18 protein-coding genes are annotated in these 18,420 nt (G+C 52.1%); 4 read left to right on the top strand and 14 right to left on the bottom strand.

The annotated features are described in order from the left end of the window. Positions 1–80 precede the first annotated feature (80 nt). The gene (locus B880_RS0110100) at positions 81–1,133 is read left to right on the top strand and encodes an NAD(P)-dependent alcohol dehydrogenase (RefSeq protein ID WP_017347285.1); all 1,053 of its coding nucleotides are present in this window, start codon (positions 81–83) and stop codon (positions 1,131–1,133) included. 15 nt (positions 1,134–1,148) lie between these two features. On the opposite strand, the gene B880_RS0110095 is transcribed toward B880_RS0110100, so the two are convergent. The 7 genes from B880_RS0110095 to dnaB form a co-directional block, all read right to left on the bottom strand. After that, complete coding sequence (locus B880_RS0110095; RefSeq protein ID WP_017347284.1) at positions 1,149–1,496, bottom strand: MmcQ/YjbR family DNA-binding protein; 348 nt, start codon at positions 1,494–1,496, stop codon at positions 1,149–1,151. Then, entirely contained in the window at positions 1,493–1,915 is a 423-nt protein-coding gene (locus B880_RS0110090) for a secondary thiamine-phosphate synthase enzyme YjbQ (RefSeq protein ID WP_017347283.1), read from the bottom strand. The genes B880_RS0110095 and B880_RS0110090 overlap by 4 nt, the downstream gene beginning before the upstream one ends. A 111-nt stretch (positions 1,916–2,026) precedes the next feature. Continuing rightward, positions 2,027–3,574: a catalase gene (locus B880_RS0110085; RefSeq protein ID WP_017347282.1), complete on the bottom strand. Its 1,548-nt coding sequence runs from the start codon at positions 3,572–3,574 to the stop codon at positions 2,027–2,029. Between the two features lie 213 nt (positions 3,575–3,787). Beyond that, a complete protein-coding gene (locus tag B880_RS0110080; RefSeq protein ID WP_026042547.1) occupies positions 3,788–4,981 on the bottom strand; it encodes an amino acid aminotransferase in 1,194 nt (397 codons plus the stop codon). A gap of 48 nt (positions 4,982–5,029) precedes the next feature. Further along, entirely contained in the window at positions 5,030–5,647 is a 618-nt protein-coding gene (locus tag B880_RS0110075; protein ID WP_017347280.1) for a YitT family protein, read from the bottom strand. A gap of 260 nt (positions 5,648–5,907) precedes the next feature. After that, positions 5,908–6,369 (bottom strand): Lrp/AsnC family transcriptional regulator, encoded by a 462-nt coding sequence (locus B880_RS0110070; protein ID WP_017347279.1) that lies wholly within the window; start codon positions 6,367–6,369, stop codon positions 5,908–5,910. Positions 6,370–6,478: 109 nt separating this feature from the next. Beyond that, positions 6,479–7,885, bottom strand: a complete 1,407-nt coding sequence (gene dnaB / locus B880_RS0110065) for a replicative DNA helicase (RefSeq protein WP_017347278.1) — start codon at positions 7,883–7,885, stop codon at positions 6,479–6,481. A gap of 71 nt (positions 7,886–7,956) precedes the next feature. Here dnaB and B880_RS0110060 point away from each other — a divergent pair, with 71 nt between their 5' ends. Further along, positions 7,957–8,940, top strand: a complete 984-nt coding sequence (locus B880_RS0110060; protein WP_017347277.1) for a quinone oxidoreductase — start codon at positions 7,957–7,959, stop codon at positions 8,938–8,940. 188 nt (positions 8,941–9,128) lie between these two features. On the opposite strand, the gene pspG is transcribed toward B880_RS0110060, so the two are convergent. From pspG to B880_RS0110040, 3 genes are all read right to left on the bottom strand, one after another. Continuing rightward, complete coding sequence (pspG, locus tag B880_RS0110055; RefSeq protein WP_017347276.1) at positions 9,129–9,392, bottom strand: envelope stress response protein PspG; 264 nt, start codon at positions 9,390–9,392, stop codon at positions 9,129–9,131. Positions 9,393–9,562: 170 nt separating this feature from the next. Continuing rightward, positions 9,563–10,558 (bottom strand): tRNA dihydrouridine(20/20a) synthase DusA, encoded by a 996-nt coding sequence (dusA, locus tag B880_RS0110045; protein ID WP_026042546.1) that lies wholly within the window; start codon positions 10,556–10,558, stop codon positions 9,563–9,565. Positions 10,559–10,664: 106 nt separating this feature from the next. Continuing rightward, a complete protein-coding gene (locus B880_RS0110040; RefSeq protein WP_026042545.1) occupies positions 10,665–11,915 on the bottom strand; it encodes a conjugal transfer protein TraF in 1,251 nt (416 codons plus the stop codon). 433 nt (positions 11,916–12,348) lie between these two features. Between B880_RS0110040 and zur the strand changes: the two genes are divergently transcribed. Next, positions 12,349–12,870: a zinc uptake transcriptional repressor Zur gene (gene zur / locus B880_RS0110035; protein ID WP_017347272.1), complete on the top strand. Its 522-nt coding sequence runs from the start codon at positions 12,349–12,351 to the stop codon at positions 12,868–12,870. Positions 12,871–12,942: 72 nt separating this feature from the next. On the opposite strand, the gene B880_RS0110030 is transcribed toward zur, so the two are convergent. The 4 genes from B880_RS0110030 to B880_RS0110015 all read right to left on the bottom strand — a co-directional run bounded on the left by B880_RS0110030 (position 12,943) and on the right by B880_RS0110015 (position 15,817). Continuing rightward, positions 12,943–13,155: a CsbD family protein gene (locus B880_RS0110030; RefSeq protein ID WP_017347271.1), complete on the bottom strand. Its 213-nt coding sequence runs from the start codon at positions 13,153–13,155 to the stop codon at positions 12,943–12,945. 149 nt (positions 13,156–13,304) lie between these two features. Continuing rightward, a complete protein-coding gene (gene dinF, locus B880_RS0110025; RefSeq protein ID WP_026042544.1) occupies positions 13,305–14,627 on the bottom strand; it encodes an MATE family efflux transporter DinF in 1,323 nt (440 codons plus the stop codon). Positions 14,628–14,728: 101 nt separating this feature from the next. Then, positions 14,729–15,343 carry a transcriptional repressor LexA gene (gene lexA, locus B880_RS0110020; RefSeq protein WP_026042543.1) on the bottom strand — a complete coding sequence of 205 codons (615 nt, stop codon included), beginning with the start codon at positions 15,341–15,343 and terminating at the stop codon, positions 14,729–14,731. 114 nt (positions 15,344–15,457) lie between these two features. Next, positions 15,458–15,817 carry a diacylglycerol kinase gene (locus B880_RS0110015; RefSeq protein WP_017347269.1) on the bottom strand — a complete coding sequence of 120 codons (360 nt, stop codon included), beginning with the start codon at positions 15,815–15,817 and terminating at the stop codon, positions 15,458–15,460. 127 nt (positions 15,818–15,944) lie between these two features. On the opposite strand from B880_RS0110015, the gene plsB reads away from it, so the two are divergent. After that, positions 15,945–18,368, top strand: a complete 2,424-nt coding sequence (gene plsB / locus B880_RS0110010; protein ID WP_017347268.1) for a glycerol-3-phosphate 1-O-acyltransferase PlsB — start codon at positions 15,945–15,947, stop codon at positions 18,366–18,368. Positions 18,369–18,420: the final 52 nt, after the last annotated feature.

Raw genomic sequence — 18,420 nt, 5'->3', positions numbered from 1 at the left:
ACTGGCGTTGCCGCGTTTTGCGGTGATCTCTCACCGCCTACTCTTCGAAGATACTCACGACACATCAAACTGGAGACACCATGAATATTTCGCACGCCTATGCCGCTCAGGATGCTAAATCTGCGCTGGTACCGTTTGACTACAAGCCGCGTGAACTGCGCGCCCATGATGTACAAATTGAAGTGTTATTCTGTGGCGTCTGCCACTCGGATCTCCACCAGGCTCGCAATGAGTGGAAGAACACCATTTTCCCTGTAGTGCCAGGCCATGAAATTGTTGGTCGTGTTACCGCTGTAGGTGCACATACCGGTAAATATAAAGTGGGCGATCTGGTGGGCGTTGGCTGTATGGTCGACTCTTGCCGTAGCTGTCCAAGCTGCGCTCAGGGACTGGAGCAGTACTGCGAGAATGGCTTTGTTGGCACCTATAACGGTGAAGATCGCGAAACGGGCGCTATCACCTTCGGCGGCTACTCCACTTCTATCGTGGTCGATGAAAACTTCGTGCTGCGCGTCCCGGAGAATCTTGACCTCGCGGGTGTAGCTCCCCTGCTGTGCGCCGGTATCACCACCTACTCACCGCTGCGTCACTGGAACGTTGGCCCAGGTAAAAAAGTGGGTATTGTTGGACTGGGTGGCCTTGGTCATATGGGCGTGAAAATTGCCCATGCGATGGGCGCGCATGTTGTGTTGTTCACCACTTCGCCGGGCAAAATCGAAGATGGTAAACGTCTGGGCGCAGATGAAGTGGTTATCTCTAAAGATGCCGCTCAAATGGCGGCTCATGCCAACAGCTTTGACTTCATCCTGAATACGGTTGCAGCACAGCATGACCTGAACCCGTTTATCACCCTGCTGAAACTGGATGGCAACATGACGCTGGTGGGTGCACCAGAGCACGATCACCCAGCACCGCAGGTGTTTAACCTGATCTTCAAACGCCGCAGCATTGCAGGCTCGCTGATTGGTGGCATCGCGGAAACGCAAGAGATGCTAGATTTCTGCGGCCAGCACAATATCGTGTCGGATATTGAGCTGATTGATATGCAGCAAATCAATGAAGCCTACGAGCGCATGCTGAAAAGCGATGTGAAATACCGCTTCGTGATCGATCTCGATTCACTGCGTAACTAATCCCCGGCGGGCGGGTCACTGACCTGCCCGCAGTTCCGCCTCTTTAGCCGCCACCGCCTGCTGATATGACGCTTCTGCCAGCGCGTAGAGCTGAGAATCCTTTAACGATCCATCCAGATAGACGGTACTCCAGTGCGCCTTATTTAAACGCTGGCTGGGAAGTACATCGCTGTGCTGTTCCCGGAGCAGATCGGCCAGGGCTTGCGTCGATTTCAGCGATACGGCCGGGCGTCCTTCCACTTCATGTACCATGGCAAACAGTATGCCATCATACTGAATTTGCGTGGCTTTCCAGTCGTTGTGCACCTGCTGTTCTGCCCCAGGTTTCGTCATGCAGTACGAAAGCAAATCCGAAAGCGTCATTCTTCTTCTCCTTGCAGCGTTGCCACAATGCGCCGTGCTCCGCCACGAATACGATGTTCACCTAACCAAATGCCTTGCCAGGTGCCCAGCTGGAGCTTGCCCCGACTAACCGGCAAGCACAGTGAAACACCTAACAGGGAAGACTTGATGTGTGCAGGCATATCATCCCGCCCCTCATAATCGTGCTCATAGGGCGCATTTTCTGGGACGTAGCGCAAAAAATGTTGTTCCATATCGCTGCGTACCGTGGGATCACAATTTTCATTCAGCGTTAAAGAAGCAGACGTGTGCTGGAGCAGCAGATGGAGCAGCCCGGTTTTTACCCGTGCCAGATGCGGTAGCTGACTGACAACTTCATCCGTCACCAGATGAAAACCGCGCGATTTGGGGCTAAGACTGAAATGGGTTTGAAGCCACATAGATTTTTCCTGTTTGCATCACCTCGCTTAAGTGTGCAGCAACACAGGAAAAGGTAAACCCACCGATAAAATTAATGCGACGGTGAAACCCACCGCCGCATTATCTACCGGTTAATCCTGGAGTTTTTCTGCCATTGCCGCGATGGTTTTAATGTCATCTTCAGTCGCGCGGGCTAGCCGCTCACCATACTCCTTGTCGGCTTTATAGAAGTAAGACAGCATGATCTGACGACTGGTGCTGTCTGCGGTCGCTAATGAACTGCCAAGTGAGCCAATCAGATCGGCCCGCTCTTTCTCATTGAAAGAGCGATATAGCTCACCGGCCTGTTTGAAGTTTTGTGGTTTATGAATCACTTTCTGCTGGGTGTGCCCGGAAATCGCCAGTTGGCTATAGCGTGCGCTTGCCAGTTCTTCGCGTGGATAACTGCGGCTGGGCTGATAATTCACACCTTGCGTATCAGTCACTGCGCCATTCATTGCCCCATCCTGATTACCATTGTTCACTGCAACTTTAGGCGCGTTGATCGGCAAGGCGAGGCCGTTGGTGCCAACCCGATAGATTTGGGTATCCGCGTAAGCAAAGAGCCGCCCCTGTAACAGACGATCTTCTGAAGGTTCAATTCCGGGTACCAGGTTAGACGGTGACATGGCGACCTGTTCAGTCTCCTGGAAATAGTTAGCCGTGTTGCGATTAAGCACTAACTGCCCGACTTTAACTTCCGCAATACCCGGCCAGATTTTAGTGGCATCTAGCGGATTAAAATCGAACTTATCCAGCTCGCTGGCTTTGATGGTTTGAATGTAGAGATCCCACTTAGGGAATTTTTTCTCGTTGATCGCTGCAACCAGGTCTTCCGTCATATGGCTGAAGGTGGTGCCCTGAATCTCTGCGACTTGTTTGGGGTCGAGGTTTTTTTCTCCCTGTAGCGTTTTCCAGCGAAACTTCACGTAATGTACTTCGCCTTTGGCATTGATGAACTTATAAGCATGCACACTGTTACCGTCCATCTGCCGATAGCTCGCTGGCGTTCCCATATTAGAGTAGAGCCGTGTCAGACCATGAGTGGATTCGGGAACGTGGGAAAAGAAGTCAAACCGACGCGCGTCATTCCCCAGATTCGTACGTGGATCGGGCTTAAACGCATGTGCCATGTCCGGGAACTTAATCGCATCACGAATAAAGAAGACTGGCAGGTTATTCGATACCAGGTCCCAGTTACCTTCAGCCGTATAGAACTTGGTTGCGAAGCCGCGAGGATCGCGCAGCGTTTCAGGTGAATGCAAGCCATGAACGACCGATGAGAAGCGTACAAACACCGGCGTTACCGTTCCAGGCTTGAACACGCCGGCTACGGTTAACCCGCTAATATCCTTACTGGCTGTGAACTCACCATGCGCGCCCGTGCCACGAGCATGCACGACCCGCTCGGGGATTCTTTCCCGGTCAAAGCGCTGCAACTTCTGAATCAGCTGTGAGTCCTGTAGCAGAACGGGGCCAGTGTCGCCTGCGGTTTGCGAGTTCTGGTTGTCTCCCACCGGTGAACCATTATCACGCGTCAAAACCTGGCTATAAGCTGGCGCGCTTAGCACAACAGCCAGTATCAAAGTGAGGGGTTTAAGCTGTGGCAGACGGCTATTGCAGAGAGAAGATACGGGCATAAAAAGTTCCTCATAGGATGACGGCGTCGGTTGCGCCTGTTCTTTCCCGTCCACTCTATGAAGCTGCTAATAGGCATAAATACAAGACTTTACCCGGTTCCCTGCGCTTGATGATGAAGTGTGACCTCCTCTGCTGTTTCTCGATTGTCTGTTAACAGCAATAAAAAAACCGCCGTACAAAGACGGCGGTTTTCAGTTACGGCAAGGTAACAATTACATCACGGCAGCAAAGGCTTCAGCGACCTGATGAACGTTGTTGCTGTTCAGGCCAGCGACGCAAATACGGCCACTGCCAACCAGATAAATGCCGAATTCATTACGCAGACGATCAACCTGCTCTTTGCTCAGGCCGGTGTAGCTGAACATACCGCGCTGCTGGAGCAGGTACTCAAAGTTTTTGCCTGGCAATGCTTCGCTCAGTACTTTAACCAGCTCATGGCGCATCGCGATGATGCGGGTGCGCATCTCTTCAACTTCTGCCAGCCAGCTTGCTTTCAGGGCATCATCGTTCAACACGCGCGCCACAACCTGCGCACCAAAGTTCGGTGGGCTAGAGTAGTTACGACGTACGGTAGCTTTCAGCTGGCCCAACACGCGGTTAGCTTCTTCGGCATCTGCACAGACGATGGAAAGACCACCCACGCGCTCACCGTAGAGAGAGAAGATTTTCGAGAATGAGTTGCTGACGAAGGCTGGCAGGCCCGCGGCTGCGATGGCGCGGATTGCATACGCATCTTCTTCCATGCCTTCACCAAAGCCCTGATAAGCGATATCCAGGAACGGAATCAGCTCCTGTGCTTTCAGCACTTCAGTGACTTCATCCCACTGGGCGTTAGTCAGATCTGCGCCGGTTGGGTTATGGCAGCACGGGTGCAGCAGCACGATGCTCTGTTTTGGCAAGGTTTTCAGCTTGCTGATAAAGGCAGCGAAATTCACGCCTTTGGTTTCTGCGTCATACCATGGGTAGGTTTGCACTTCGAGGCCTGCGCCGTTGAAGATGGCAATGTGGTTATCCCAGGTTGGATCGCTGACCCAAACGCCAGATTGCGGGAAGTAGCGCTTCAGGAAATCCGCACCCACTTTCAGCGCACCTGAACCACCCAGAGTCTGGATAGAGGCAATACGGCCCGCTTTCAGCATCTCGTGGTCGCTGCCAAACAGCAGTGGCGCAATCGCGTTACGATAAGAGACCAGACCTTCCATTGGCAGATACAGTGATGCCTGCTGTGGCTCAGCGTGCAGTTGTTCTTCCGCTGCAGCAACCGCCTGCAGCTGAGGAATGATCCCCTCTTCGTCATAATACAGACCGATGCTCAGGTTTACTTTGTTAGCACGCGGGTCTTGTTTGAAGGCTTCCATCAGCGACAGAATTGGATCGCCTGCATAGGCATCAACGTTTTGAAACACGGTACAGATCTCCATGATTGTTCGTAATATTTTAGTAAATTGCCACTATCAGACCGTATAACGTCCTGGGCGATGGTTCATGGCGATGATCAGATTCAGGATCACCGCGCCAGCGATAGAGACGATAAGCATCTGCCAGCTAACCACAAACAACGACGCTAACACCACACAGGTGTCGATCCCCATTTGCAATTTGCCAGCACGTAAACCAATGCGATCCTGTAGCCAGAGCGCCAGAATATTGACGCCGCCGAGGCTAGCCTTGTGGCGAAACAACACTATAAACCCAATCCCGGTGATGACGTTACCGAACAATGTGGCGTAGATCGGATTTAGCGTAGAGAAATGCATGTACATCGGATGCAGGTGCGTAAACAGTGACACCAGCGCAACGGCACAGAAGGTTTTGATGGTGAATTCCCAGCCCATACGCTTTACCGCCAGCCAGTAGAATGGCAGGTTAATCAGGAAAAACGCGCTACCAAAGGAGAGCGGGGAAACATAGCTGATAAGAAACGCAATCCCGGCGGTGCTGCCGGTTAATGCGCCAGCCTGTTTCATCAACATCACGCCAAAAGAGACCATTAAGGTCCCCATGACGATGGCTAATGCATCTTCTATACGCGAATGTGGGATTTGTGCAGGTTGTTGTACAACGTTATCCATGGTCTTGTCTCAGTGCAAAATGATGCGGCTAAGATGCAAAAAACGCACCACACACTCAGCATTACGCTGCTGAAGTCGTGGCGTTCGCGTTTATCCCATTGATAATTAACACACTTTTGAAATGTTTTTTTTATGCAACTCGCCATCAAAACCGGCAAATCACGCATTAATCAGGAATTTCACGCTTGTTTTTTGCATTCATTTTATAAAAACCGCACCACATTAGCACAGAGCGCACATTTTTGGCGCATTTTGTGCACTTACGACATCACTAATCCATTCTCTTTTAAACGGCCTAACACCACGGATGTTTTGACATGCGCTACGCTCTGATGGCCCGCCAACAATTGGCTGATCAAGGCGCTTAGGGAAGCAAGATCGGCGACCGCGACTTTTAACAGATAATCGGCATCGCCGGTGGTTTTAAAGGCATCCACAATCGCGGATTCTCGCTCCACCATACTGTGGAAACTTTCGACGTATTCTGCCGTGTGATTAATGAGGCGGACTTCGATTAAGCCCACCATACCCAACCCCACCGCTTCCGGTGACAGGCGGGCATGATAGCCAAGAATCAAATTTGCCTGCTCAAGATTAATACGGCGACGCGAACATTGTGAGGCGGAAAGCCCCACTAAATCGCTGAGTTCCTGGTTGGTCAAACGGCCATTGGCCTGAAGGAGTGTCAGTATTTTTAAATCGTAATCATCAACTTGGGTCATTTCGCTTCCAGCGCGTAGTCGGGCACTGGTAACAGATAACCTGAGAAGTAGCGTGGTTGTCCAACACTATTTCTTAATGGCGTGATACTGATGCACGAATCGTGCATCGTTACTCATCGTCATACTGCGGTCCGGCATAGTTATCAAAACGTGACCACTGACCATTGAAGGTCAAACGGACAGTACCGATCGGGCCGTTACGCTGTTTACCCAGAATAATCTCCGCAATCCCTTTCAGATCGCTGTTTTCGTGGTAAACCTCATCGCGATAGATAAACATGATCAAATCGGCATCCTGCTCGATAGAGCCTGATTCGCGCAGATCGGAGTTAACCGGTCGCTTATCAGCACGCTGCTCCAGTGAGCGGTTAAGCTGCGAGAGGGCAACTACCGGCACATTCAGCTCTTTTGCCAACGCTTTTAATGAGCGCGAGATCTCGGCAATTTCAAGCGTACGGTTGTCAGAAAGCGATGGCACACGCATCAACTGGAGGTAGTCGATCATGATCATGCTGAGGCCGTCATTTTCACGGAAAATACGTCGCGCACGTGAACGGACTTCGGTTGGCGTCAGGCCGGAAGAGTCATCGATATAGATGTTCTTTTTCTCCAGCAAGATGCCCATCGTACCTGAAATACGTGACCAGTCTTCATCATCCAACTGACCGGTACGAATTCTGGTTTGATCGACGCGTGACAGCGACGCCAGCATACGCATCATAATCTGCTCGCTGGGCATCTCCAGGCTGAAGATCAACACCGGCTTATCCTGAAGCATCGCTGCGTTTTCGCACAGGTTCATGGCGAAAGTGGTTTTACCCATTGATGGACGCGCCGCGACAATGATCAGATCCGATCGCTGCAAACCGGCGGTCTTTTTGTTCAGATCCTGATACCCCGTATCAACGCCGGTAACGCCATCATGGGGTGTTTGGTAAAGCGACTCGATACGCGATACCGTGGCTTCGAGGATCTGCTCGATATTTTTTGGGCCATCATCTTTATTGGCGCGCTGCTCTGCAATTTTAAAGACGTTGGATTCGGCGAAATCCAGCAGCTCTTCACTGCTGCGGCCTTGTGGATCAAATCCGGCATCCGCAATCTGATTAGCCACCACGATCATCTCACGCACTACCGCACGTTCACGCACGATGTCTGCATAAGCGCCGATGTTAGCTGCACTTGGCGTATTTTTTGCCAGTTCAGCCAGATAACCAAAGCCGCCCGCCATCTCCAGCTCACCACGGGTTTCCAGCGATTCGGACAAAGTGATGAGGTCGATTGGCTGGCTGTCTTCCAGCAGGCGCTGCATTTCAGAGAAGATCAGACGGTGTGCGCGGTTATAGAAATCCTGCGCCACAACACGCTCGGAAACGCTGTCCCAACGTTCGTTGTCCAGCATCAACCCGCCCAGCACCGATTGCTCCGCTTCCAGCGAATGCGGTGGCATTTTCACGCCTTCCAGCTGTTGGTCGCGCGGTTCGTTCGATTTGTTGAAGGGTTTATTTCCTGCCATAGTGAGTGCAATACCGATCTTAAAGGGGGACGCACCAGTATACCCCAGGATACACCTTTAAAGGAGCCAGCATGGCAAAGCGTATTCAGTTTAACCAGAATGGCACACCCGATGTGCTGCAATGGGTCGATGTCGAAGTCGCAGATCCCGCCGAACAGGAAGTCCAGATTGAGAACCGTGCCATTGGCATTAACTACATCGATACCTATATCCGTAGCGGCCTGTATCCCACGGCCACCTTCCCCTCTGGGCTAGGCACTGAAGCCGCCGGCGTGGTAAAGAAAGTCGGAAAAGGTGTGACCCGATTTAAGCCAGGCGATCGGGTGGTGTATGGCCAGTCGGCGTTGGGTGCCTACAGTGAGCTGCATAACGTTGCCGCCGATCGTCTGGTAGCGTTACCGGATTCCATCTCCTTTGAGCAGGCAGCAGCGCTGTTTCTGAAAGGTCTGACGGTACAATATTTGCTGCGTCAAACCTATGTGGTGCAACCGGGCGAGACCTTTCTGTTCCATGCCGCCGCAGGGGGTGTTGGATTGATCGCCTGTCAGTGGGCCAAAGCGCTGGGTGCGCATCTGATTGGAACTGTCGGCTCAGCGGAAAAAGCGCAGTTGGCAAAAGAAAATGGTGCCTGGCAGACCATCAACTATCGTGAAGAAAATATTGCTCAGCGCGTGAGTGAATTCACCGAAGGCAAAAAAGTGTCTGTGGTGTATGACTCCGTGGGCAAAGATACCTGGGAAGCCTCGCTGGATAGCCTGCGCCGTAAGGGGCTGATGGTGAGTTTTGGTAACGCTTCCGGTCCGGTGACCGGTGTCGACCTGGGCATTCTGAATAAAAAGGGTTCGCTGTTTGTGACGCGCCCTTCGCTGTTTGGCTACATCACTAACCTTGAAGAGCTGACCAGCGCCAGCAGCGAGCTGTTTGCCCTGATTGCCAGCGGGGCTGTTCACGCCGATGTGCCAGACCAGCAAAAATTTGCCCTGAGTGATGCGGAAAACGCACATAAACTGCTGGAAAGCCGTGCCACCACCGGCTCCTGTTTACTGATCCCTTAAATGCAAACGGGGCTTCCCGTAGGAAGCCCCTTTCTTTCTTCTTTTTTATAGTTCGCGCTGGGTGTAGGGTCAGCGGCGATGAATTCGTTTGCACAACTGAATTCATACTCGCAGAAAACATAAGGAAAAAATATGTTTAATTGCGGAAAACGCATGAGCAATCCTCCACTCTGTGATCTAAACCGCATTTAACGCCAGCTATTGCGATCTAACCTACTGATTTTACGCCTCAAGGCCGCCAGCTTCCTGTCGTCCGAGTGCTGAAAATAACGCCAGGCCCATACCGCGACCACCGCCAGTAGCAACCAGGGCAGAAGTTTGAACACCAGAGTAAACAGCCCACCGACAAACATCACTACCGTCGCCACCACCAGCGCTGCAATAACGCCAAGTAGCGAAACGCCGGTCAGCAGTAACATCAGGAAAAAGCCGAGTACGAACAGGATTTCCATTTTTGATCCTCAGAACAGTATTTCTTCAATGTATTACAAGAAACATGCCAACATCATAAGGTTATGATTTGTATCAAAATAGAGAATGGAAGCTTAGCGAATTTAGCGGAAAAGCCCATTTTATGGCGTAAAAAAAACCAGCCGAACGGCTGGTTTTTTATTGAACATGATTAAGCTTCCTGCGGAATCTTATCCGCGACCAGCTTCAGTGCGGCTTCGACTACGCTGATCCCTGCGCCTGGCTTATGGGCATTTTCGCTCAGATGACGTCGCCACTGACGTGCGCCAGGAATGCCCTGGAACAGGCCCAACATATGGCGTGTAATGTGGCCAAGCCAGGTCCCTTTCGCCAGTTCGGCCTCAATATAAGGGTACATGGAACGCACCACCGCCACGGTATCGACCTTCAGCGTTTCACGACCAAACAGCTCACGATCAACATCTGCCAGGATACCGGGATTTTGGTACGCTTCGCGCCCCATCATCACACCATCAAGATGCTGCAAATGCACCTTAGCCTCTTCCAGCGTTTTAACACCACCGTTGATGGCCATGGTCAGATGTGGGAAATCACGCTTTAGTTGGTACACACGCGGATAATCCAGCGGTGGGATTTCGCGGTTCTCTTTCGGGCTCAGACCCGAAAGCCAGGCTTTACGCGCATGGATAATAAAGGTATCGCAATTGCCGCGCTCGGCCACCGTACCGACGAAATCGGTCAGAAATTCGTAGCTATCAAGGTCATCAATGCCAATTCGGGTTTTCACTGTTACCGGGATCGATACCACATCACGCATCGCTTTAATGCAGTCGGCAACCAACGTGGCCTCAGCCATCAGGCAGGCACCAAAACGGCCATTCTGTACCCGATCGGATGGACAGCCCACATTGAGGTTAACTTCATTGTAGCCGCGCTGTTCCGCCAACTGTGCACACTGTGCCAGTGCAGCCGGATCGCTACCCCCTAACTGAAGCGCCAGAGGCTGCTCGGCCTCACTGTAGGCCAGGTAATCGCCTTTGCCATGAATGATGGCACCGGTGGTCACCATTTCGGTATACAGCAAAGTTTCACCGGTCAGTTGGCGATGAAAATAGCGACAGTGACGGTCGGTCCAGTCGAGCATTGGAGCAATGGAAAAACGTTGCGAAGAGAAGGTAGCGCTCATGAACAGCAGATATTCCAGAATAGATTGACGATAATCTGCGCGATGATACCACAAAACAAGCCAGACCGTCAGCCGCCCCGCAGGCGGCCGACGTCAGCGGTTAAAATCAGAAGTTAAATGCCAATTGCACCACTCCGCCCACGGTATTGTTATTACCCACCGAGCCTGCGACATCGAAATGCACTTTGTTGTTAAACGGAGAGAAGCCTACACCGGCGGTGAACACATTCTCATCGGTGCCTTTCACATCCGCACGATAACCGGCACGCAGCTGCATCCAGCTCAACAGCCGGTACTCTGCACCCACGCCGATGTACTGGCTATCTTCCTGGGATTTGAAACGCTTGGTTGAGGTGAGATCCACATCACCGGTCACGGTAAATGGCCCCTGATCCCAGGCTAAACCGGCCGTGGCCAGCGGGCGGATTTGATAGGTATCACGGTAACCGCTGATCTCTTTAGTATCATAATCTTGTGCAATCAGGTTCTGCCCGGTCAGCCCGAACGTCAGGTGATCGCCAATATTGGTTGCCATCCCGACATCCAGGTTAAAGCCGGTATGTGAGTTGCGGTACTCGCTACTCCTGACATTGCTCTTATCAAATTCGTAAATCTTGGTCGTATAGTTATACAGCCAGACCTGCTGCATTTTTGGCGTAATACCGAAGGAAACGGCATGTCCTGCGACATTAAACTGGCGGGCAAAGGCTACGCCATAATCCGTGACCAATGCGGCCAGACCATTGCCGGTGGAGAGCAAGCGATCCTGATCGCCGGGCAGAGGAATGATCGTGCCGTTTGAAACGCCACGCAGATAGGTAATGTCATCTTCGCTGATGTTAGAGCGTAGATGTACGGTGCCATAAGCTTTAGTGACGAAGGCGAAAGGTAACGTCTCATTGGGCACAGTGACAGCCAGCGCCGCGCCACCATTGGCATTTACCTGGTTACCGCGCAGATCGCTCAGCTTATTGGCCATATCGCCAGCCGCTGCTTTTAACTCTGGATACCCGCTCAGAAGATCGGCAAAGGTCAGCGAGTTAATCGTGTTGCGAAGATTATCCACGGTATTACTGATGTCATCGATCTTATCGACCATTTTGTCTTTATCAGTAACCTGTAGACCTACGGACGGAAGAATCACACTGACGCCATCTTCCGGTTTAGCTTTGGTCATTAAAGCCGGGTTAGCCAACACCGCCGAGCCATAACGAGAAGCTGCAACACCTGCCCCGCCCATCGCATCATTGCGGGCGTCATACCATGTCCCTGCGGCGACAGCTGAAGAAGAGACTAACAGCGAAGTAAGAGCAATTGAATAACCCAGGACCTGACGCGAAATTATGTTCTTTACCATTTGCCTGCCACCATCGAAGTGTCTTTAGAATTCACAACCAACATGAGTAATAGCGTCCATTTTGGAACGCTAACCGGCGTGTTATTGCTGTGAATTTAAAGCCAACAGCAGTGCTGTTTGCAGGATTGAACAAAAAACATACAGAATATTCTTATTGTGAATGGCGTCTATTCTGGGTCAAAGGATCTTCAGCACCCGATTTATCTTAAGACAAGCTAAACATTATTCAAGAAAGGTAAAGAATGCAAATAAAACGCAATTTTTTATCACACGCTAATCAGCCTGGTTCTGACGCATTTACTGGTGAGATTTAGAGCAAAAATTAAGGCGTACTTTTCATGCTGTTACTTCATTTTTATTACAGCTTTATCCTGCCCAGCGCGGAAAACTTTTGTGTGATAACATAACGTCTCATTTGCAGCGGAGAGTAACCATGTCGACGATGATGCCTGAACAGATCATGACCCAGGCGGAAAAACTTTGCCTACAGCGCGGTGTTCGCCTGACCACCCAGCGTGCTGAAGTGTTGCGCCTGATGGCGGAACAGCAAGGTTCGATCAGTGCTTACGATCTGCTGGATCAACTCCGTGTCAGTGAGCCGCAGGCAAAACCACCCACTGTTTATCGGGCACTGGATTTTTTGCTGGAACAGGGGTTTATTCATCGCGTTGAATCAAACAACAGCTATGTGGTGTGCCATCACTTTGAGGCACCTGCCCATACCTCAGTGATGCTGGTGTGTGATAACTGTGCTGCGGTGACTGAGCAACAGGCGCAAGGCGTAGAGAAAATCATCACGTCGCTGGCGGCGCAGGCAAAATTTACCTTACGACACAGCGTGATTGAAGCACATGGGTTGTGTGTGAAGTGTGCGGAAGTCGATGCCTGCGATCAGCATGATCATTGCGATCATGACCACCAAGTCGAACCAAAAAGGCGCGGTAGAAAGAGTTAATACACATCCTTGTGTCGGGCCGCCCATGAGCCAATGGGCTGGTTCCTGTGGGTTCAGTCAATAGCGCTGGGCTTACCAGCGATAATCGCTATTGTGGGATTCCCAATCCTTCACTTCCTCTTCAGCCCGTTCTTTGGCGTAGCCATAACGTTCCTGAATTTTACCCACTAACTGCTCACGTTTACCTTCGATAACGGTGAGATCGTCATCGGTCAGTTTGCCCCATTTTTCCTTAAATTTGCCTTTGAACTGTTTCCAGTTACCACTGACTTGATCGTTATTCATCACTGACCTCCTGGTCATGGTTGCCGTTTCGCTTAATTAATCAGTGAAAAGTAGTGATTAACACTGACTAATTGCCGTTAGTTAAGTTAATTATAGCGATGAATACGGAGCAGGCAGAAATAATGGGAACTATCTTAGTTTACCGGCGATCAATGCACGAACCAACGCTGCTGCTGCCACAGCCGACGCCAGATGATCCACAGCGTTAATCCACGTAAGCCGAGGAAAACCGTTATGGCCAGCCACAGAGCATGGTTCCCTAACCAGGGCGTCAGCAATACGGTCAGCATGAAGCCCAGCGCAGCCAGAGCCATACTGTTACGCATCTCCCTGCCGCGCGTTGCACCGACAAAAACACCATCAAGCAGGTAACACCAGACACCCACCAGCGGAATAATCGCTTGCCACCCTAAAAAGTGGTGGGCTAACTCACGTAACCCCGGCAGCGTGGTCAAATGGGCGATGATGGCATCTCCCGTGAGCCAATAAATAATGGCGAAGGCCGCAGCGACGATCCCCGCCTGACGACAGGCCGCTTGCCACACCAGCAGCAGCTGCTGGCTGTCTTTAGCTCCGAAGGCCTGGCCGGATACCGCTTCTACCGCGTAAGCAAAGCCGTCTAACGCATAGGCGGTGAAGGTGAGGAACATCAGCAATACGGCATTCACTGCCACGATTTCAGCGCCCATTCGCGCGCCAATCAGGGTAAGAGAAGCAAAGCAGATTTGCAGTAGCAGAGAGCGCAGCATGATATCGCGGTTTAAACGCAGTAGCCGCGAAACATCCTGCCACCATCCCTGCCACAGCATGGCAACTGGAATCTGATTTTGTCGTAATGCACGCCAGACCAGTGCGATGCCCAAAGCAAAAGTGACATACTCCGCGACCGCGGTAGCGGTGGCCGCCCCCGCCACCTGCCAGCCAAGTCCGACGACCAGCCAGAGATCGAGTAACAGGTTAACCAGGTTTCCAACCACCAACAGAATGACGGGCGCTCGCGCATATTGCACCCCCAGCAACCAGCCGAGAATCACCAAATTCGCTAGCGTGGCCGGGGCACTGAGCCAGCGGATATGAATGAAAATACGCGCCTGCTCCAGTACGGACTTATCGCCGCCAATCAGATACGTCGCCAGTTGCGTGATGGGTTCACGACACAGAATAAACAGCCCACCAGCAACGATAGCCAGCAAGAGCGGCTGCATCAACGCGCGTGCCAGTGCTGCGCGATCGCCCGCGCCAAATGCCTGCGCCGTCAGCCCGGTGGTGCTCATGCGTAAAAACAGCAGCAGCATAAAGATAAAGCTGGTGATGGTCGTGCCAATCGCCACACCGCCCAGATAGATCGGGCTATTAAGGTGCCCTATCACTGCGGTATCGACTAAGCCCAGCAGCGGCACGGTGATATTGGACAAAATCATCGGTAACGCCAGCCGCCAGAGTCGCTGGTCAGTGGCAGAAAAAAGACGCATCAGCTGTGTCATGGTTTTGAAGGCGTTGTTTGGCAAGAAAGCAATGTTGCCGGAGGAGAAGACACGCCGGCAACAGAGAGAAAATCAGGGAGCAGAGAGAATTAGATCCATTCACCGTTACGCACGATGCCAACAGCAAGACCTTCCACCGTCAGTGATTGTACGCGGGTATCGATTTCAATTGGTTTGAATTCGCTGTTCTCAGGGAGCAGATACACCATTGAGCCCTGCTTTTTCCAGCGCTTCACAGTCACTTCTTCATCGATACGTGCCACGACGACCTGGCCGTTGTGCACGTCCTGGGTTTTATGCACGGCAAGCAGGTCACCATCCATAATACCGATATCTTTCATTGACATACCGCTGACGCGCAGCAGGAAGTCCGCTGAAGGCTTAAACAACGCAGGATCAACCTGATAATGCGTTTCGATGTGCTCTTCTGCTAACAGAGGCTCACCCGCAGCCACCCGCCCAATCAGCGGCAGGCCTTCAGGCTGTTCTTCTTCCATGAGCAACCGAATGCCGCGCGATGCGCCGGAGACGATTTCAATCACGCCCTTTCTTGCCAGCGCTTTCAGGTGTTCTTCAGCCGCATTAGGTGAGCGGAACCCGAGCTGCGCGGCAATTTCTGCGCGTGTCGGTGGCATACCGGTCTGGTTGATATGGTCGCGAATCAGATCATAGACCTGCTGCTGCCTTGTAGTTAACGCTTTCATCCCGCCCCCTGGTTGTTTATACAGTCGCTGTGAGTATATACAGGTATCTGATAAATGGGAACCGAAACAGAGGAAAAAACAGCCATTTGTCCGGTTCTGGAAGCGCTATCGCAGTTAGCGCCACAGCAACATGACCCAGACGAAAACAGCCAGTAGGATGCTGACCAATACGGCGGCTGAGCCCAGGTCTTTGGCTCGACCTGCCAGGGGATGTTGCTCTTCACTTACCCGGTCAACAACGGCTTCAATGGCGCTGTTAATGATCTCCATAATCACGACCAACACCACGGAACCGATGAGCAAAATACGGGAAACCCGATCAACATCCAGCCAGAAAGTGATAATAATCGCGATAATGGCTACGATACTTTCCTGGCGGAATGCGGCTTCATGTCGCCAGGCGGCATTCAACCCCTGCCAGGAATAACGCGCAGCGCGCAAAATACGGATCAATCCCGTACTGGTGTTTGCCATAATGTGGAACCCTTTGTAAATATTGACGTCACTGTCTGGGTGGATTGCGTATAGCGCCACCACAGATCTTCGCTGCGCTTTCTGTTATGCTTGCGGCGCTTTGCTAACAAGAGGCTTCATGTTGTCTATGTCAGGTTGGCGTAAACTCTATTACAAATTACTTAATTTACCACTCTCTTTGCTGGTAAAAACTAAGTCTATCCCTACAGATCCCGTTTCCGAGCATGGTATTGATCCCAGTCGTCCGGTGATGTATGTGCTGCCTTATGATTCTAAGGCGGACCTGCTGACGCTGCGTTCGCAGTGTCTGAAGCACCATCTCCCTGACCCGCTGGAAGCGCTGGAAATTGACGGTGTGGTGTTGCCGCGCCATGTGTTTATTCATGACGGACCACGGCTGTTTCCTTACTACGTGCCCAATCAGGAGTCAGTGAAACTCTTCCACGACTACCTGGATCTGCACCGTAGCAATCAGGAACTGGACGTGCAGATGCTGCCGGTCACTGTGATGTTTGGCCGCGCACCAGGCCGCGAGGTTCCTGGTGACGAAGCGCCGTATTTACAGGTACTTAACGGCCTGCAGAAGCTTATCGCTATTCTTCGGCATGGTCGAGACAGCTTTGTCCGTTTCTCCCCTACCGTTTCGCTGCGTGACATGGCTAACCAGCACGGTACGGATAAATCTATCGCCCATAAACTGGCGCGCGTTGCACGTATTCACTTTGCTCGTCAGCGCCTGGCCGCAGTTGGGCCGCGTTTGCCAGCTCGCCAGGATCTGTTCAATAAGCTACTTCAGTCGAAAGCGATTGAAAAAGCAGTTGAAGATGAAGCGCGCAGCAAAAAAATCTCCCACGAGAAAGCGCAGCAAAATGCGGTAGAAATGATGGAAGAAGTCGCGGCTGACTTCTCATACGAAGCCATCAAACTCACTGACCGTGTGATGAGCTGGACATGGAGCCGCCTCTACCAGGGCATTAACGTGCATGGTGCTGAGCGCGTCCGGCAGTTAGCGCAGGACGGCCATGAAATTGTCTATGTGCCGTGCCACCGCAGCCACATGGATTACCTGCTGCTTTCGTATGTCATTTATCACCAGGGCCTGGTGCCGCCGCACATTGCCGCTGGCGTCAATCTGGACTTCTGGCCGGCAGGCCCGATTTTCCGCCGCCTGGGTGCCTTCTTTATTCGCCGTACCTTTAAGGGCAATAAGCTCTACGCGACCGTGTTCCGTGAATACCTGGGTGAACTGTTCAGCCGCGGCTACTCGGTGGAGTATTTCGTTGAGGGAGGACGCTCACGTACGGGCCGTCTGCTTGATCCGAAAACCGGTACGCTGGCTATGACGCTGCAAGCCATGCTGCGTGGCGGCAATCGACCTATCACACTGGTTCCGATCTATATCGGCTATGAGCATGTGATGGAAGTCGGGACTTACGCCAAAGAACTGCGTGGCGCGGTAAAAGAAAAAGAGGGCTTTTTGCAGATGGTGCGCGGGTTACGCAAGCTGCGTAATCTCGGTCAGGGCTACGTCAACTTTGGTGAGCCGTTACCGCTGGTCAATTATCTCAATAAGCGCGTGCCAGAATGGCGTGAAGCGATTGATCCCATTGAACCGCAGCGTCCGGCATGGTTAACCCCTACCGTAAATGACATCGCGGATAAGCTGATGGTGCGCATCAATGAAGCAGGCGCAGCCAATGCGATGAACCTCTGCGTCACGGCACTGCTGGCCTCTCGTCAGCGCTCACTGACCCGCGAGCAGCTCACGGAACAGCTCACCTGCTACATTGAACTGTTGCGTAACGTGCCTTATTCGCCGGAAGCCACAGTGCCGGATATGTCAGCAGAGCAGATGCTTGAACATGCAATGAGCATGAACAAGTTTGAAACTGAGAAAGACAGCATTGGCGATATCGTGATTTTGCCACGCGAGCAGGCGGTCTTAATGACTTACTATCGCAACAATATCCACCATATGCTGGTCATGCCTTCATTAGTCGCCGCGATTGTGCAGCAGCACACGCAGCTGGAAGAGGCAGAATTGCTGCGCCAGGTGCGTCTCATCTATCCGATGATGAAAAGCGAACTGTTCCTGCGCTGGAATCAGGAAGCGTTGCCTGGAGTGATCTCTGCACTTTGCCAGGAGCTAGCGCGACAGGGACTGGTTAGCATTGAAGGGGGCCAGATTCGCGTCGTTGCGGCTCGCCACCGGACATTGCAGCTACTGGCCTCCGGCGTGCGTGAAACACTGCAACGCTATGCCATTACGTTCTCCATTCTCAGTGCGAAACCGACGATCAACCGTGGGACGCTGGAGAAAGAGAGCCGTACGCTGGCACAACGTCTGTCCGTCCTGCACGGCATTAACGCCCCAGAGTTCTTCGATAAAGCCGTATTTGCCACCCTGGTTCTGACCCTGCGTGATGAAGGCTATATCAGCGATAGCGGCGATGCGGATGCCACACAAACGGCAGCCACCTGGCAGATTCTGGCAGAGCTGATCACCAGCGATGTACGCTTAACCATTGAGAACGCCACAGAGCAAGAATAATCGGCTGTGGTACAACAAAAAGGGCAACCCACTGGGTTGCCCTTTTTTTCAT

The organism is Pantoea sp. A4 (assembly GCF_000295955.2).
Lineage (GTDB): Bacteria > Pseudomonadota > Gammaproteobacteria > Enterobacterales > Enterobacteriaceae > Pantoea > Pantoea multigeneris.
Note: the sequence above shows the minus strand (reverse complement) of the source record. Positions and strands in the feature narration are given on the sequence as shown.

Excerpts from the sequence above, each read along its gene's own strand:
- B880_RS0110100 (WP_017347285.1), top strand. The coding sequence starts at position 81 with ATGAATATTTCGCACGCCTATGCCGCTCAGGATGCTAAATCTGCGCTG.
- B880_RS0110095 (WP_017347284.1), bottom strand. The coding sequence starts at position 1,496 with ATGACGCTTTCGGATTTGCTTTCGTACTGCATGACGAAACCTGGGGCA.
- B880_RS0110090 (WP_017347283.1), bottom strand. The coding sequence starts at position 1,915 with ATGTGGCTTCAAACCCATTTCAGTCTTAGCCCCAAATCGCGCGGTTTT.
- B880_RS0110085 (WP_017347282.1), bottom strand. The coding sequence starts at position 3,574 with ATGCCCGTATCTTCTCTCTGCAATAGCCGTCTGCCACAGCTTAAACCC.
- B880_RS0110075 (WP_017347280.1), bottom strand. The coding sequence starts at position 5,647 with ATGGATAACGTTGTACAACAACCTGCACAAATCCCACATTCGCGTATA.
- B880_RS0110070 (WP_017347279.1), bottom strand. The coding sequence starts at position 6,369 with ATGACCCAAGTTGATGATTACGATTTAAAAATACTGACACTCCTTCAG.
- dnaB (WP_017347278.1), bottom strand. The coding sequence starts at position 7,885 with ATGGCAGGAAATAAACCCTTCAACAAATCGAACGAACCGCGCGACCAA.
- B880_RS0110060 (WP_017347277.1), top strand. The coding sequence starts at position 7,957 with ATGGCAAAGCGTATTCAGTTTAACCAGAATGGCACACCCGATGTGCTG.
- pspG (WP_017347276.1), bottom strand. The coding sequence starts at position 9,392 with ATGGAAATCCTGTTCGTACTCGGCTTTTTCCTGATGTTACTGCTGACC.
- dusA (WP_026042546.1), bottom strand. The coding sequence starts at position 10,558 with ATGAGCGCTACCTTCTCTTCGCAACGTTTTTCCATTGCTCCAATGCTC.
- B880_RS0110040 (WP_026042545.1), bottom strand. The coding sequence starts at position 11,915 with ATGGTAAAGAACATAATTTCGCGTCAGGTCCTGGGTTATTCAATTGCT.
- zur (WP_017347272.1), top strand. The coding sequence starts at position 12,349 with ATGTCGACGATGATGCCTGAACAGATCATGACCCAGGCGGAAAAACTT.
- B880_RS0110030 (WP_017347271.1), bottom strand. The coding sequence starts at position 13,155 with ATGAATAACGATCAAGTCAGTGGTAACTGGAAACAGTTCAAAGGCAAA.
- dinF (WP_026042544.1), bottom strand. The coding sequence starts at position 14,627 with ATGCGTCTTTTTTCTGCCACTGACCAGCGACTCTGGCGGCTGGCGTTA.
- lexA (WP_026042543.1), bottom strand. The coding sequence starts at position 15,343 with ATGAAAGCGTTAACTACAAGGCAGCAGCAGGTCTATGATCTGATTCGC.
- B880_RS0110015 (WP_017347269.1), bottom strand. The coding sequence starts at position 15,817 with ATGGCAAACACCAGTACGGGATTGATCCGTATTTTGCGCGCTGCGCGT.
- plsB (WP_017347268.1), top strand. The coding sequence starts at position 15,945 with ATGTCAGGTTGGCGTAAACTCTATTACAAATTACTTAATTTACCACTC.